This window comes from Levilactobacillus tangyuanensis, from assembly GCF_003946545.1.
Lineage (GTDB): Bacteria > Bacillota > Bacilli > Lactobacillales > Lactobacillaceae > Levilactobacillus > Levilactobacillus tangyuanensis.
The window spans coordinates 12,512-27,795 of record NZ_RHOA01000015.1 but is presented as its reverse complement, the minus strand read 5'-3'; the positions used below and the strand labels follow the sequence as shown (position 1 = coordinate 27,795).

Sequence of the window (15,284 nt, the reverse complement as noted above, 5' to 3'; positions counted from 1 at the left end):
TTACAGGATGTTGACGAACTTCATACGAAGAATTTACATCGGTTCGGTATGCTAGACCTAACTTAGTGATAGTCAGCTTAGCTGTCGCCGGGTGGGGTTCCCGGTGGCTGCAACTTTATTCGATGGGGGCCACGGGGGTATGAATAAATTTAAAATTGTCCATTTATCCGATCCACAACTGGCGGTGGGATCGGCTGCGCCACAGTATCATCAGCAAATCGAACCGAAACACAAGCTTCAGCGGCTGTTCGATGACGTGCGTCGCCAGCAGATTGAACCAGACCTGATCGTGATTAGTGGCGACCTATTAGCCGGGGGAACCAACAAAGACTATGCCCAGTTCCGGCGGTATCTCGACCAACAGGCGAAGCAAATTGGCGCACCTATTCAGGTGATCCTGGGCGATCAAGACGACCGGGAAGCCTTTAACGAGGGCTACTTAGAGGAACCGCATCAACCGTATTATGCTTATAAGCAGGTCCATCAGAACATGGACTTTTATTTCCTGGATTCCAAGTGGGAACCCAATAAGGAGGCCGGATGGCTCGACCGGGAACAATTGAACTGGTTGAATAAGAGCCTACACTTGGCGCCGCGGCGGCGGGCCTTTATCTTTATGCACCATCCGCTGGATACGCCGGCCCTGCAATCGATGCGCTATGCCCTTTTGCAGAACAATCGCGAGCTGCTGGCCATTCTCCATGGCCACAACATTGGTGGCATCTTTACCGGTCATTTACACTTTGGGGCGAGTTATCTGGTGGATAACGGCATCCCCGTGACCTCGGTGGGGTCGACGGCCACCTACATTGATTGCCAGAATCCCCATGAACATGAAGTCCATGACGGGATCAGCTATAACGTCATTACGATTCAACGCGGCCTGGCCAGTGTGACCAATCATCCATTGTTGCTGGGAGAACCCGTGATTGATACGATTCGGATCAGCAACACCGGCTTTGCCAAACACCGTCCCCGCTTGATGAATCCCCGGCGTTTGGTCAATCAGCCCCCATTTTAAAACCTGCCGATTGTGAGGCGTGATTCCCGGTTACACGACTGGAATCACGCCTCCTATTTATTTCCTGGGGAAAGCGTTCCATGTGACCCGAATTTTCGGTATAATAGAGAGCGACGCGAGTGTGAAACGCTCAATCAGGCCCGGTGGTTTGGTTGCGTTTCACCAGTAATTAAGGTAAAGTATACTCAAACGTGAAACATTTTGTTTCACAAAATGAACTGGGAGATATTGCATGAATCCAGAAGAGTTTCGTGCCGCGCTAGCTAAGCAGGGCATTGAATTAACCGCTACACAAGAACAACAATTTGCGGACTATTTTCACTACTTAGTCGCGACCAATGAACACGTTAATCTGACAACGATTACCGCGGAGCCCGAGGTCTACCTGAAGCATTTCTACGACTCGTTGACCCCTGCCTTTTATGTGCCTGGAATCCGTACGGAACCCCTCACGATTTGTGATGTGGGCGCCGGTGCCGGCTTCCCGTCACTGCCACTCAAGATTGTCTTTCCCCAGCTCAAGGTGTCCATCGTGGATTCCCTGAACAAGCGGATTACCTTTTTGAATGATCTGGCAGCCAAGCTCGACCTGACGGGTGTGGCTTTTCACCATGCCCGGGCCGAAGAATTTGGTGGCAAGCGCTCCGAACATCGGGAGGCCTACGATCTGGTTTTAGCCAGAGCCGTTGCCCGGATGTCCGTCTTGAGTGAACTGTGTCTGCCACTGGTTAAGGTCGGTGGGCAATTTGTCGCGTTGAAGGCGGCACAGACGGCCAATGAACTTGCGGTCAGTCAAACGGGGATTACCACGCTGGGTGGCCAGCTGAGTGCTGACGAGGCCTTTAACTTGCCCGTATCCGATGATCCACGGCACATTGTGGTGATTGATAAGGTTAAGCACACGCCGAAGAAGTATCCACGTAAGGCCGGCACACCCAACCGGGAGCCGCTAGAAGATTAATGGGATGGGGGTAAGATCATTGCCATTTTCATTATTTGGAAATAACCGGGATAAGGCGAATGAACCAACGCATCCCGTGAAACAAACTGTCGTGATGATTCCGATTGGGCAAATCATTCCCAACCGATTCCAACCGCGACAACGCTTTGATGAAACGGCGATTGGTGAATTAGCTCAGACCATTGCGGAACACGGGTTACTTCAACCGATTGTGCTCCGGGAATACGAGCCCGATCACTACGAAATTATTGCCGGTGAGCGACGGTTTAGAGCGGTATCCAGTCTCAAATGGGACACGGTACCCGCGATCGTCGAAACCATGAATGATGATGAGACGGCCTCGATGGCGTTGATTGAAAACCTCCAACGTGAGGAATTGTCGGCTGTTGAAGAAGCGCATGCTTATCAACAGTTGATGGCCTTGAATCACATGACGCAGGCCCAATTGGCCGAAGGCATTGGGAAGAGCCAAGGGTTCATTGCCAACAAACTTCGGTTGTTGAAGCTTGCCGAACCGGTTCGGGCGGCCATCTTAAATCGTAAAATTTCCGAACGCCACGGGCGGGCCATGTTGGCCGTGTCCGAGGACGCGCAACCCGAAATCTTACAACAGGTTCTGGCCGACCAATTAACGGTCAAGGAGACCGAGGCCCTGATTGCCGAAAAGAAGGCACCCGCTAAGCCGGCGAAACGGCGACGCAAGGTCACCCGCCACGGTGTGACCGGCGATACTCGTGTGGCGGTGAATACCATCCGGAAATCCGTGAAGATGGTCACCGACGCAGGGATGAAGCTGGAAACTCATGAAGAAGAGACCCCAGACGGGTACCGCATCATCATCGATATTCCAAAAGAAAGCTAGAGGTGGAAAACATATGGGCACTATCATTGCATTAGCCAACCAAAAAGGTGGTGTGGGTAAGACCACGACCGGTGTCAATTTGGGCGCAGCCTTGGCAAGTGCGGGTCAACACGTGTTGTTGGTCGACACCGATGCCCAAGGGAACGCGACGAGTGGCGTTGGGATTCAAAAGGCCACGATTGAACGGGAAGTCTATGATGTCCTGGTCAATGAAACGCCGATCAAAGAAGCCATCATTCATACGGAACATCCGGACCTAGACATCGTTCCAGCCACTATCCAGCTTTCCGGTGCGGAGATCGAATTGACCCCCATGATGGCCCGTGAAACACGGTTAAAGGCCGCCCTGGATGAGGTCCGTGACGACTATGATTACATTTTAATTGATTGCCCACCTTCGCTCGGGCTCCTGACCATCAACGCCTTCACGGCAGCGGATTCCATCTTGATTCCGGTGCAAAGTGAATACTACGCGTTGGAAGGGTTAACCCAACTCTTGAACACGGTTAAGTTGGTCCAAAAGCACTTTAACCGCGATTTGAAGATTGAAGGCGTGCTGTTGACGCTGTACGATGCCCGGACTAATTTGGGCAAGCAGGTCAACGAAGAAGTGAAGAAGTATTTCCAAAACAAGGTCTATTCAACCATCATTCCTCGCAACGTGCAGTTAGCGGAGGCCCCTAGTCATGGGATGCCAATCGTGGACTACGCGCCAAAGTCGAAAGGTGCTCAGGTGTACGCAGAACTCGCAAAGGAAGTGCTAGCAGCCCATGGCAAGTAAGAAAGAGAAAAGTTTAGGACGCGGGATCGACGCACTGTTTGCTGAAAATGGTGTGGATACCGCTGAGGAAAACGTGGTTGACCTGGCGCTGGCTGATATCCGGCCTAACCCCTATCAACCACGGCAAAAGTTTGATCAGAAGGGCTTGAAGGACCTGGCAACTTCCATCGAGAAGACCGGGGTCTTCCAACCCATCATCGTCCGTCAGCCAGATAAGAGCCTGCAGCGCTACGAAATTCTCGCGGGTGAACGGCGTTACCGGGCCTCTAAGTTAGCCGGTAAGGACACGATTCCCGCCATTGTTCGGACGATTTCCGAAGAACAAATGATGGAAATTGCCGTGCTGGAAAACCTGCAACGGGAAGACCTGACGCCACTTGAAGAAGCCGAAGCCTACGATACCTTGATGACCAAGCTCACCCTGACGCAGGCTCAGGTCTCCGAACGCTTAGGCAAGAGTCGGCCATACATCGCGAACTATTTGCGGTTGTTGGGATTGCCTAAGGCCGTTAAGGATATGTTGCAACACAACGAGCTGTCCATGGGGCAGGCGCGAACGTTGTTATCCTTGAAGGACAAGAGTAAGCTAGTTGCATTGGCTAAAAAAGCCGTTACGGACGGGATGACCGTGCGGACGCTTGAGGCCGAGGTTAATAAGCTGAACGGTGCCGCCAAGAAGCTGGCCAAGAAGCCAGGCAAGAAGAAATCACCATTCTTGCGGTCCACGGAGAACCAACTCCAAGAACGCTTTGGCACCCAGGTTTCGATTAACGAAAGCAGCAAAGACGACCATCAAGGACGGATTGAAATTGAATACCTGTCCAACGATGATTTGAACCGGATCTTAGATTTGTTAGACATTCACTTGGATTAATCAGATTTGGAGGCCTTGTCATGTATGATCTCGGAGATTTGGTAGAAATGAAGAAGCCTCATCCATGTGGGACTAACCGGTGGGAGATTACCCGGATGGGTGCCGATATTAAGATTAAGTGTACGAACTGTGGCCACATTGTGATGTTGTCACGGCGTGAATTTGAAAAGAAATTAAAGAAGGTATTGGTCCACCAGGCCGATGCCGATAATGGAAAGAGTGAATAATTGCTATGTCATTAACTGCAGGGATCGTTGGACTGCCAAACGTTGGTAAGTCCACGTTATTTAACGCGATTACGAAGGCCGGGGCCGAAATGGCCAACTACCCATTTGCCACGATCGATCCGAACGTCGGCATGGTGGAAGTGCCAGATAAGCGTTTGGACCGGATTCAAGAACTGATTCCAGCCAAAAAGGTGGTTCCGACGACCTTTGAATTTACCGATATTGCCGGGATCGTTAAGGGTGCCAGCAAGGGTGAAGGACTTGGGAACAAGTTCTTGGAAAACATTCGCCAAGTCGACGCCATTGTCCACGTTGTGCGGGCATTTGACGACGACAACATCACCCACGTTTCCGGTAAGATCGACCCAATTGATGATATTGAAACCATCAACTTGGAACTCGGTCTATCCGACTTGGAAGCCGTCAACAAACGCTTAGCGAAGGTTGAACGGGCTGCCAAGGGGAGCGACAAGGAAGCTAAGGCTGAATTGGCCGTCCTACAGAAGATTCAACCCGTCTTGGAAAATGGCGGCGCGGTGCGCACGATTGATTTCGACGAAGAGGAAACCAAGATCGTGAAGGGGCTGTTCTTATTAACCTCCAAGCCAGTGCTGTACGTGGCCAATATTGCAGAAGATGACATGGCAGACCCTGAAGACTCCAAGTACTTCAAGACTATCGAAGACTATGCAGCCAAGGAAGGCGCCGAAGCCATTGCCGTGGCTGCCGAAGCCGAAGAAGAAATCGCTCAATTGGACGACGACGAAAAGAAGGACTTCCTGGAAGCCGAAGGGGTTGAAGAACCTGGTTTGAATCGCTTGATTCGGGCCTCATACCACCTCTTAGGCCTGCAAACGTTCTTTACGGCTGGTGGTAAGGAAACTCGTGCCTGGACGTTTAAGACCGGCACCAAGGCACCTCAAGCCGCAGGGATCATTCACTCCGACTTTGAACGAGGCTTCATTCGAGCAGAAGTTATGGCGTTTGACGCCTTAGATGAATTCGAATCCGAAGCTGCCGTCAAAGAAGCCGGTAAGCTGCGGGTCGAAGGGAAAGACTACGTGATGGAAGACGGCGACATCGTCGAATTCCGATTCAACGTTTAGAAGGGATCAAGAATACATGAGCGATAACAAAGAAACCCCACGCAATGCAGGCGCCCAGCAGTCCCAACGGAATGCGGGTGTCCGCCAGACTCACCGTCACGTGGACATTGAAGAACGTGCTGCCTTTGACAACATTGGGTTGTCAAAGCGGAATGCAGACTACATGTTCCGGTTCAACCGTGAACTACAAAAACAACGTTTATCGCCCGACCACAAGGCAGGGGTCATCAAACGGATGGTTACCGAACTGACGGCGGGGCAAAAGGAAGGTAAGACGGCTAAGAGCATGTACGGCGACATTGATGAACACATCAAGCGCGTCGTTGAAGGCCCTAAGGTTGAACAGAAGTTAATCGGTGGTATTGGCTACTGGCCTAACGTCTTGTACAATGCCCTGACCTTCTTCATGATCTTCAACTTGATGTTTGGGTTGATGTACACCTTTAGTCCTAGCTTGATGAAGACCAGCAAGCCCGTTGGGGTAACGGCCATCGCCGTTAGTGCCATCGTTGCTGGGTTCTTGTTACCAATGATGCCTAAATTATTGGACACCCACATCAAGCACCGGTTTAACCTGTTCTTCCGGACGATTGCGGTTGTCTTAGGCTTCGGTGTTTGGATGGGATTATTCTACGTCTCAGAAAACCTGACTGTCTTCAACCCAGTGCTTCCAGCAATGTGGAGCATCGTACTGGGCGTGCTATCAATCGGTGGCATGTTCCTGGTCCGTCGTTTCTTCAAGATCGAAGGCGGCTTCTTCGGCCAAAGCTAAATTTAAATTGAATTGTGGCGCCAACTATCATCATGATGGTTGGCGCTTTTTTTGACTTTAGTCGGGGTTGGCAACCTTCGGTTGCCGGGCTGGGGGCAGGAACGCGGTGAACATGACTTTGAGCCAAAGAGCGGTCTCAAAGGTCAGTTCTGCCTAAGCGGAGAAAACCGCTCCACTAAGGCAGTTCCACGGCTGAGCCCCCCTCCCGGCCGCCCTACGGTTTGTGATCGGCCGTTAAGATGACAATGAAGTCAATCGACATGAAGCGCCTTTGCTGGTCATCATTGTTTTCTGGTTTTTTGACTTGGGTCTAGGCTGGCAACCGCCAGTTGCCCTGGGAAGGCTGGAACGCCGTGGGTACGACTTGACCCCTTGGCGGACACAAGTCTTCAAGCTCGACCTTATTCTAAGCCGGGAAGGCCGCCCGACTAAGAATAATTTTACGGCTGAGCCGTCCCAGCGCCGCCTTCTGGTTGAAAGATTGGTCGTTGAGGTAAACCGTAACGTTGGCTTCAGTAACCGTGGTTGGTCACGAGTCAAATTCAATTGTCTTTGTTCTTGTGGACGTGAAATCAGCGAATTTGGTTGGATTAGAGAGTAACCGGTTGCCCGTTTAGGATGCCGGTCTTTGTTATGAAGTTGGTCTGGGAGTGTTCAAGAGTAACGGCGGAAGTCGATCACGCTTTGTTGTTTAATGAGACTGAATAGAGAGCTAGGTCGATATGGATCTTCTGGTATTTAGGTGTTGGTTCTAGCATTCAGTGTTAGCCAAAGGTGGTTAGGGGTGGCGTCCTGTGAAAGTGGTGTTAGGCCAAGGGCTTAGGCCTTACAGCACGGACCGACCTTCGAGCTGACCGGGTTATGGTCGGCTTGAAGGCGAGTTCGGAGACCGGGCTGTGGCTCCGGACGGGTCCCATAGGACGGAATCCCTAACCGCCGCCGGCGGTCCATCAAAGATCAAAAAGAATACAACACTAGCCACTTAGTAAACTCACGGTAGTAAGCAAAAAAGAATTTCAGCCAAAAGACTAATAGACTGCTTAAGTTAAACCTAACTAAATTGGCAGCTACCAGGAAAGAAGTCCAAGAAAGCCAAGGATTGGACGTATTAATGGCGCCTATTTATTCAGGGGCAAACTAGTTGTGACCGCCGCAAAACCCAATGGTGTCAGTGCTTGACCCCATTACTCCCTAGCCTTATTATGCGTTCAAGTAATCAAGCCGAACCGGTCTTCGGCCTGACGAAAAATTCAGCATTTCGGGGAGGATTTTTTATGAGAAAAGTCTTTGGGTATGTTGCAGGGTTAGTTGCAGCCTTATCATTTGCTGGTGTGGTCGCCACGACAGCAAACGCCGATGGAAACAGTGCTGATGCAGCAAGCGGTAGTGGCAGTGACAGTGCCACCATGACTTCCGGCGCCGACAACGGTGGCGGGTCAACTGCACCTTCAAGTGCGACGAGCAGTAGTATTTCAAGTTCAACCAAGTGGACTTCTCGCAGAAGAGTCGTTCGCCGTCGCCCAGTCGTTTACCGGCTGCGGGCAGACCGCGAAATGCGGGGTCGCTTACACTACGATCGTGATGGCCGGACCATCTTGTTCCAAAAGGGCATGAAGGGCGCACGGGTTACCCTACGTAACCGCCGAGGTGCTGTTGTTGACCGGTTCACGGTCAAGAAGAATGGCCGCTTCGACGTACGGTTATCTCGTAAGGAAGCCTTGAAGTTGGACCGCGGCGGTAAGTACTTTACCTTTACCGTTCGGGATCACGGCTACAAGCCTTACACGATCCGTTACGACATCAAGAAGTAGCTGGCTTGCTATAAGGAAGGGCGTGGGTGACCACGCCTTTTCTTATCTCGTCAGATTGATTGTTCACCGAATTAATGGAGAGGGGTAACGATTATGAAACGAATGCAATCACTGATCCATCGCCGCTCAACTCAGGTGTTAGGCCTACTGACCGTGGTTGGGGCGTTTATCATGGCATTTTGTTCCTACACCTCTCCCGCCTTTTATTTCGACACATCACCTGACAACAACGCCTTCTTCACCGTGGGGAAGGCCATGATGCATGGCATCGTCCCCTATAAGGACATTTTTGAGCAGAAGGGACCCTACGTTTACTTCATTCACGGCCTGGCCTATTTGGTCAGTCATCGTAGTTTTGCCCTGATCTTTGTGTTTGAAATTATCACGCTGGTAGCGGCGATGTTCCTGGTTTACAAGCTGGCGTTGCTCCTAGGGACGCCGGAATTGGGCAGCCTGTTACTGGCGTTGCTGTCGCCACTACTCTTTGTTTTTCATCCGTATTACGACTACGGCGACACCGTGGAGTTCTTCACGTTACCGCTACTGTTATCCCTGGTCTACCTGATCGTGTTGATGGATCGGCGCCGGTTCGCCGTGAGTCATTGGTGGTACTTCGCCCAAGGCCTGATCGTTGGCATCGTGTTCCTGTCGAAGTACACGCTGCTGGGGGCGTGGATCGCGTTTTACCTGCTGCTGGGTGGCTATTTATTGGGGAAACGCCAATGGAAGGAACTGGGCCGGCTGGTGGCCTGGAGTGCAGCCGGGTTCCTGTTGAGCACGCTACCCTGGCTGGCGTATTTCTTGGTGACTAAATCCCTGGCGTCCTTCATCAATGTCTATATTCTGTTCAACACCAAGGTTTACCTGACCTCATCCGTGGCGTTGTTTGCCAATCTGATTCAATCGGCCAGTCTGTTGACGCAGTTCTACTTGAGCAACGCGGTCTTCATGGTTCTCGGGGTGGTCGGCACGTTGCTGATCCTCTTCGATCCCAAGATTTTTCAGCACAAATTAACGCGGGGATTGTATCTGTTCTCATGTTTGGCCAGTGGACTATTTGCCCTGTACGGGTACCAAGCGGGGGCCGTTTATCAGTATTATCAATTAATTTATTTCGGCTTCTTCGTGGTGCCGTTCATCCTCTTGGGACAAATGCTATTTCGGCATGTGCCGCTGCCCCACGATGACGACCCATTCCTGATTCTGGGGATGTTGATTGTCAGCTGCTTACTCGTGCTGGGGGTCAATAATAACGTGACCGATTCACGGCTATTTCCCAACAACAGTGCGATTACGGAGAAGACCACGACCAAGCCGCAACAACCGGCGCAAGTGGTCTTCGGTAACCTGATGCGGCGGTCGGGCCAACCGCTGACGATGTTAAACTATGGCTCGATCGACATGGGCTTTTACACCGCTTCCGGGGCCGTGCCGACGTCGTATTACTTCCAAAACTACAACATTGCCCAATCCGCGGCGCCACAAATCCTGCGGTCGCAAGTGGCGACGATCCGCAACCACAAGGTGGAGTGGGTCGTCTTGAATACGCCGGCCGGGAAGAACATCAAGCAGTGGAACGGTGGTACCGGCAAGATCAGTAGCGGGAACCTGAATCCCGGCACCAGCGGTCTTGCCAAGTCACTGAATCGCCACTACCGGATGGTGGCCAACCACACCCAAATCTTCGAGGGCGTTAACGTTACCTACTGGTTGTATCAACGGAAATAGGCTTTGAGTTTTGTGGATATTGGTGGCCCGCCTGCGGCAGCCAGACGCCGCCCCATGAGGCAGACCTGAGGCCGAAGACCGGTCCTCAGGGCAGCTTGGAACCTCACCCAACCCGTGAGTTTCCAAGGCTGGCCAGTCGTCTAAGCTGGGCAAATGCCCCCCAGCTAACACAACTTCCACGGGGCTCTGTCTGGCTACCTCCGGCTGAGATCGACGAGTACAATGCCATTGGTTCTGGTGGCTTCATAAGTAGTGTGTGCCTTTGGCGTCTCCAACTAGCTTAGCCTGGTGGGTGTTGGCTCGCCTACGGCAGCCAGACGCCGCCCCATGAGGCAGACCTGAGGCCGAAGACCGGTCCTCAGGGCAGCTTGGAACCTCACCCAACCCGTGAGTTTCCAAGACTGGCCAGTCGTCTAAGCTGGGAGAATCCCCCAGCTAACACGACTTCCACGGGGCTCTGTCTGGCCGCCTACGGCTGAGATCGACGAGTACAATGCCATTGGTTCTTATGGCTTCGAAAGTCGCATGTGTTATTGCTGTTTCCAAGTCATCATGCTGAGTTGTGACCCCTAAATTAATGAAGGTGGCTTGGTTCACTAACAGTGGTCTTGCCAGTCATTCTAGAATTGGCAACGCCTCTATGGCCACTGGCGGCCATCTTTAATCGAATGTATGAGTGGCGTTGGTTTTCTATCAATCTGAGCCAAAGGCGGGTAGGGGTGGAGTCCTGTGAAAGTGGTGTTAGGCCAGGGCCTTCGGCCTTACAGCACGGACCGTCTTCGAGCCGACAGGGGTTTGTCGGCTTGAAGGCGAATTCGGAGACCGGTCTTTGGCTCCGGACGGGTCCCATAGGACGGAAGCCCTAACCGCCGCCGGCGGCACAACTAAAGCAATCAAAAACAGGTCATCTTAACGGGTGACCTGTTTTTGACTGAAAAAATGAATGTAACTAAGCTTTCACTAACGACACAGTTTTAGGAAAATGACACCTTGACGATTTTTCAGGACAGAACTACGCTAGAAAGTGAATAATAAACAACTCATATCTTTTTTAATTGAGTCTAATTAGAATAGGAGGCCATCTACTTTATGAAAAAAGTATTTGGATATGTTTTAGGATTAATCGCCGTTTTGTCATTGGGTGGCGTGCTGGCAACAACGGCCAACGCCGCTGGTAATGCTGCAACCGCAACCAGTGGGCACAGCTCCGTCGTTTATAGTTCACATGTTGTGACGAGCAGTTCCAGTTCCAGCAGCGTCGTCTCCTCTAGCAGCTCGAAGAAGACGGTTAAAACTACGAAGAAAGTCGTGACGAGTGCCAAGAAGATGCGTGGCCGGAAGCACTACAAGAAGAACGCCCGGAAGATCCTGTTTCAAAAGGCTAAGAAGGGCACGAAGATTGTCCTGCGGAACCGTAAGGGCCAAGTCGTTAAGCGCTTCACCGTTAAGAAGAACGGGAAGTTCACCATTAAGTTGACGAAGAAACAAGCCAAGAAGCTAAACAAGGGCGGTAAGTACTTCACCTTCACCGTTTCGCTAAAGGGCTACAAGACGTACACCGTCAAGTACACGATCTCCAAGTAGACCGACGGCTAGTCATTAAAACACAGAAGAGTCTGGGCTTCTGGCCCAGGCTCTTTCTTTTTTATCGGCGAGAAAGGGAGTTATCCTCGTGAAACAACGGATCATGCGGCGGCTCAAGAGTCATGACGCCCAGTACTTTTATCTATTAACCATTATCGGAATTTTTATGATGACGTTCTGTTCCTACACGTCACCGGCCTTTTACTTTGATTATTCGCCCGACAACAACGCCTTCTTCTCGGTTGGCAAGGCGATGATGCACGGTGTCGTGCCCTATAAGGACATCTTCGAACAGAAGGGGCCATACGTTTACTTCATTCACGGCCTGGCATCGTTAATCGCAGCCCGCAGTTTCATCATTATCTTTGTTCTAGAAATTATCATTCTAGTGGCCGCCATGTGGTTGACCTATCGTTTGGGTCGACTGCTGGCAATGCGGTCGTTGCCGGCACTGTTGATTGCCATCGTTTCGCCGGTGCTGTTTATCTTTCATCCCTACTATGATTATGGTGATACCGTGGAATACGCGGTGTTGCCGCTGATTCTGTCGTTAATCTATCTGGTGGTGTTGCTCGACCGGCACGGGTTCACCGTTAATCACTGGTGGTACTTCGCGCAGGGGCTATTCGTGGGCATCGTCTTCCTGTCGAAGTACACGTTGCTGGGGGCCTGGATAGCCTTTTACCTGATGCTGGGCGTGTATCTGTTGCATCGACATCGGACCGCCACACTTTGGCAAATGGTGCTTTGGAGCGGTGCTGGCTTCCTGTTGGCCACCGTTCCCTGGTTACTGTATTTTCTCGCCACGGGATCGCTCAAGGCCTTCATTAACGTGTATTTTCTCTTCAATACCCGGGCCTATTTGACCTCATCGGTATCGGTCTTTGCCAACCTGGTTCAGTCGGCCGTGTTGTTGGCCCAGTTTTTCCTCAATCATGTGGTCTTCTTCGTCCTGGGCCTGCTGGGAACGCTATTGGTTATCTTTCAACCGAAACTATTCCACACCACGTTCGGCCGGGCACTGTACCTGGTGATTTTCTTGGCCAGCGACCTGTTGGCCCTGTACGGGTATGATTCCGGTTCCGTCTATGCCTATTATCAGCTGGTGTATTTTGCCTTCTTCGTGCTACCATTAATTCTAATGGCTCGCTGGGGCTTAACCTTTGCCAAATTACCGGCAACCGACGATCCGTTTATCATCGTTGCCACGGTGGTTCTTAGTACCTTTCTGGTGCTCGGCGTGAACAACAACGTGGTGAGCTCTCGCCTGTTTCCGAACAACGCGTCGGTAACCAAGCAGGACACGGTGGTGCCGCAACAACCCGCCCAGGTCGTGTTTGGCCGGATCATGCGGCGGTCGTCGCAACCGTTGACGTTGCTTAATTATGGGTCGATCGACATGGGGTTCTACACGGCCTCGGGGGCCGTACCCAATACCTATTATTTTCAAAATTACAACATTCCGGAACAGGACGCACCGCAGATTCTGCGGGGGCAGCGGGCCACGATTCGTCACCGCAAGGTCGAATGGGTCGTCCTGAATACGCCGGCGAAGAAAACCCTGCGGAACTGGACGGGGGACCCTTATCATAAGGGGCAGATCACCGGGGGTAATTTGAATCCAGGAACCCGGGTGATTGCGAAGTCGCTGACCAAAAACTATCGGTTAGTGGCCCGGCATACCCAATCATTTGAGAGTGTCAACGTGACCTACCGGCTCTATCAGCGGCGGGCGCGCTAGAAGGGGAGTTGAAGCAGCTTGCAAACGACATCGAATACGGCACTTGGACAGTGGGTGCGGCAACACTGGGAACTCGCCCGTCTGTTGTTCTTCATTGTATTAACGCTGGTCTGGCTCCTGCCGTGGATCGCCAATGGCCGGATTTACCTCGGGGATGACCTGGCATTTCATCTGAATCGCGTTCAGAGCATCACGCAGTACTTAAAATTTGGCAAATTAGGGCTGGGTCACATTGCGACCGGCTCATTCAACGCCTGGGGGTATCCGGTTAACCTATTCTATCCGGCCTATCTGTTGTGGCCGATGGCAGCACTGCAAGTGCTGTTCGGCGGCCCATTAGCCTATGCGCTGTATCTATTTATGATCAATATGGCCACCCTGTATTCGGCATCATTCGTGGGACAACGCCTATTACATAGCCGGTTTCAGGGGATCATGGTGGCCGTATTCTACGCCTTTGCCCACTACCGTTTGCTGGATTTCTTCGTTCGTGGCGCCTTGGCAGAAGGGATTACCTTTGCCATCATTCCCTTGGTTTTCTATGGGGCGTACAGCATTGCCTATGGGGACTGGCACCGGTGGTATTGGCTGGCAATCGGCATGGCCCTCATCGCACTGACCCATCTGGTTTCGCTCTTGTTGTGTGCGGCGCTGGTTCTGTTTACCTTAGGGATGGCTCTGATCAAACGCCAACATTTACTGCCGCGGTTCAAGGCATTATGTCTGGCGATTATCACCACGGTGCTGCTGGCACTGACCTGTCTAGCGCCACTCCTGCAACAGCTTCGTCAGGTGGGCAAACTCAATGTTGCCCAGTTCACACTGGAGGACAGTGTGCAACAGCCGTGGGCCTTCTTAAAGGATTCGGTGATGAATCGGATGGCTTCCGGTCATATCAATATCGGTTTGGTGGCCTTGCTTCTGTTGACGCTCGGCCTGGTGGCGTTCCGCCGGTTTAGCCCGCGGGATCGCTACCTGTTGGGACTCGGCTGGCTGTTTACCATTATGGCGACGCAGCTCTTTCCGTGGCCACCCTTTCAGGGGCTGATGGGGATGATTCAATTCCCTTGGCGTTTTCTGGGCATTGCCAACCTGTTTGTCGCCTTGGCCGGTACGCGGGCCATCGTGATCCTATTTGGTCAGGGACTGCGGTTCAACCGCACGGCCTGGCTGACGGCGGGGACGGGGGTCATTGTCCTGTTTGGGTTCTTCAGTTGCCAGGGTTTTATCAACAGCTCGGCGACGGTCAACCGATCGATTCGTGACGACCAGTATGATTGGGCGGCGACCTCGATGCGCAATCCCGATTACATCCCAACCCGCTCGTTGGTCTCGCTGGATGCCATCGAAACGCATTCGATCGACGTGATGGATACCAAGGCCAATGGTCAACGGGATCGGACGATTCGCCAGTTGAGCCGAACGGTGGGGCCCGACAGCTTTACCTATCGGGTCAACAGTCGGCGCGCCCGCCAGACCAAGTTGCCCCACCTGGGATACCAAGGTTATCAGGTTTGGGTGAATGGGCAACGGCGGCGTTGGACCGCCGATCAGACAGATGTCATCCACGTGGCGATTCCTAAAGGGCAGAGTACCATCGTGTTAAAATACGTGCCGACGGGCGTGCAACGGCTATCGGCCTGGATTTCGGGCTTGAGTTGGTTGGGCCTCGCTGGCTGGCTGATCCGAAAATATCGCCGTGGGATTACCGATTCACGGCCTAAACCAGTAACGGTTGCTAAATAATTCAATGATGATAGTTCAATGAGAGTCCTTGACCTCAATGGCCTAGACTGGTAAATTAAGAAACAATATC

Annotated in this window: 13 protein-coding genes; all 13 read left to right on the top strand. The window is 52.1% G+C overall.

Features of this window, described 5'->3' with window-relative positions:
* Nucleotides 1-139: 139 nt before the first annotated feature.
* The 13 genes from EKM96_RS09200 (at nt 140) to EKM96_RS09140 (ending at nt 15,214) form a co-directional block, all read left to right on the top strand.
* Nucleotides 140-1,021, top strand: a complete 882-nt coding sequence (locus tag EKM96_RS09200) for a metallophosphoesterase family protein (protein WP_125642884.1) — start codon at nt 140-142, stop codon at nt 1,019-1,021.
* A gap of 232 nt (nt 1,022-1,253) precedes the next feature.
* Nucleotides 1,254-1,982 (top strand): 16S rRNA (guanine(527)-N(7))-methyltransferase RsmG, encoded by a 729-nt coding sequence (rsmG, locus tag EKM96_RS09195; protein WP_125642881.1) that lies wholly within the window; start codon nt 1,254-1,256, stop codon nt 1,980-1,982.
* A 19-nt stretch (nt 1,983-2,001) separates the two neighbouring features.
* Nucleotides 2,002-2,844 (top strand): nucleoid occlusion protein, encoded by an 843-nt coding sequence (noc, locus tag EKM96_RS09190; RefSeq protein ID WP_125642878.1) that lies wholly within the window; start codon nt 2,002-2,004, stop codon nt 2,842-2,844.
* Nucleotides 2,845-2,857: 13 nt separating this feature from the next.
* Nucleotides 2,858-3,625 (top strand): ParA family protein, encoded by a 768-nt coding sequence (locus EKM96_RS09185; protein ID WP_125642875.1) that lies wholly within the window; start codon nt 2,858-2,860, stop codon nt 3,623-3,625.
* Complete coding sequence (locus tag EKM96_RS09180) at nt 3,615-4,499, top strand: ParB/RepB/Spo0J family partition protein (RefSeq protein WP_061775757.1); 885 nt, start codon at nt 3,615-3,617, stop codon at nt 4,497-4,499. Before EKM96_RS09185 ends, EKM96_RS09180 begins: the two co-directional genes overlap by 11 nt.
* 20 nt (nt 4,500-4,519) lie before the next feature.
* Entirely contained in the window at nt 4,520-4,726 is a 207-nt protein-coding gene (locus tag EKM96_RS09175) for a DUF951 domain-containing protein (protein WP_061775756.1), read from the top strand.
* 5 nt (nt 4,727-4,731) lie between these two features.
* A complete protein-coding gene (ychF, locus tag EKM96_RS09170) occupies nt 4,732-5,832 on the top strand; it encodes a redox-regulated ATPase YchF (protein WP_125642872.1) in 1,101 nt (366 codons plus the stop codon).
* 16 nt (nt 5,833-5,848) lie between these two features.
* A complete protein-coding gene (locus tag EKM96_RS09165) occupies nt 5,849-6,604 on the top strand; it encodes a DUF1129 family protein (RefSeq protein WP_125642869.1) in 756 nt (251 codons plus the stop codon).
* Nucleotides 6,605-7,878: 1,274 nt separating this feature from the next.
* A complete protein-coding gene (locus tag EKM96_RS09160) occupies nt 7,879-8,415 on the top strand; it encodes a hypothetical protein (RefSeq protein WP_125642866.1) in 537 nt (178 codons plus the stop codon).
* A 93-nt stretch (nt 8,416-8,508) separates the two neighbouring features.
* Nucleotides 8,509-10,143: a teichoic acid glycosyl transferase gene (locus EKM96_RS09155; RefSeq protein WP_125642863.1), complete on the top strand. Its 1,635-nt coding sequence runs from the start codon at nt 8,509-8,511 to the stop codon at nt 10,141-10,143.
* Between the two features lie 1,089 nt (nt 10,144-11,232).
* Nucleotides 11,233-11,727, top strand: a complete 495-nt coding sequence (locus EKM96_RS09150; protein ID WP_125642860.1) for a hypothetical protein — start codon at nt 11,233-11,235, stop codon at nt 11,725-11,727.
* Between the two features lie 88 nt (nt 11,728-11,815).
* Complete coding sequence (locus EKM96_RS09145) at nt 11,816-13,468, top strand: teichoic acid glycosyl transferase (RefSeq protein ID WP_125642857.1); 1,653 nt, start codon at nt 11,816-11,818, stop codon at nt 13,466-13,468.
* 18 nt (nt 13,469-13,486) lie between these two features.
* A complete protein-coding gene (locus EKM96_RS09140; protein WP_125642854.1) occupies nt 13,487-15,214 on the top strand; it encodes a glycosyltransferase family protein in 1,728 nt (575 codons plus the stop codon).
* Nucleotides 15,215-15,284 lie beyond the last annotated feature (70 nt).

Bases quoted from the DNA above. Each gene is read 5' to 3' on its own strand.
- EKM96_RS09185 (WP_125642875.1), top strand. From the start codon at position 2,858: ATGGGCACTATCATTGCATTAGCCAACCAAAAAGGTGGTGTGGGTAAG.
- EKM96_RS09150 (WP_125642860.1), top strand. From the start codon at position 11,233: ATGAAAAAAGTATTTGGATATGTTTTAGGATTAATCGCCGTTTTGTCA.
- rsmG (WP_125642881.1), top strand. From the start codon at position 1,254: ATGAATCCAGAAGAGTTTCGTGCCGCGCTAGCTAAGCAGGGCATTGAA.
- EKM96_RS09180 (WP_061775757.1), top strand. From the start codon at position 3,615: ATGGCAAGTAAGAAAGAGAAAAGTTTAGGACGCGGGATCGACGCACTG.
- EKM96_RS09200 (WP_125642884.1), top strand. From the start codon at position 140: ATGAATAAATTTAAAATTGTCCATTTATCCGATCCACAACTGGCGGTG.
- EKM96_RS09175 (WP_061775756.1), top strand. From the start codon at position 4,520: ATGTATGATCTCGGAGATTTGGTAGAAATGAAGAAGCCTCATCCATGT.
- EKM96_RS09155 (WP_125642863.1), top strand. From the start codon at position 8,509: ATGAAACGAATGCAATCACTGATCCATCGCCGCTCAACTCAGGTGTTA.
- EKM96_RS09165 (WP_125642869.1), top strand. From the start codon at position 5,849: ATGAGCGATAACAAAGAAACCCCACGCAATGCAGGCGCCCAGCAGTCC.
- ychF (WP_125642872.1), top strand. From the start codon at position 4,732: ATGTCATTAACTGCAGGGATCGTTGGACTGCCAAACGTTGGTAAGTCC.
- EKM96_RS09160 (WP_125642866.1), top strand. From the start codon at position 7,879: ATGAGAAAAGTCTTTGGGTATGTTGCAGGGTTAGTTGCAGCCTTATCA.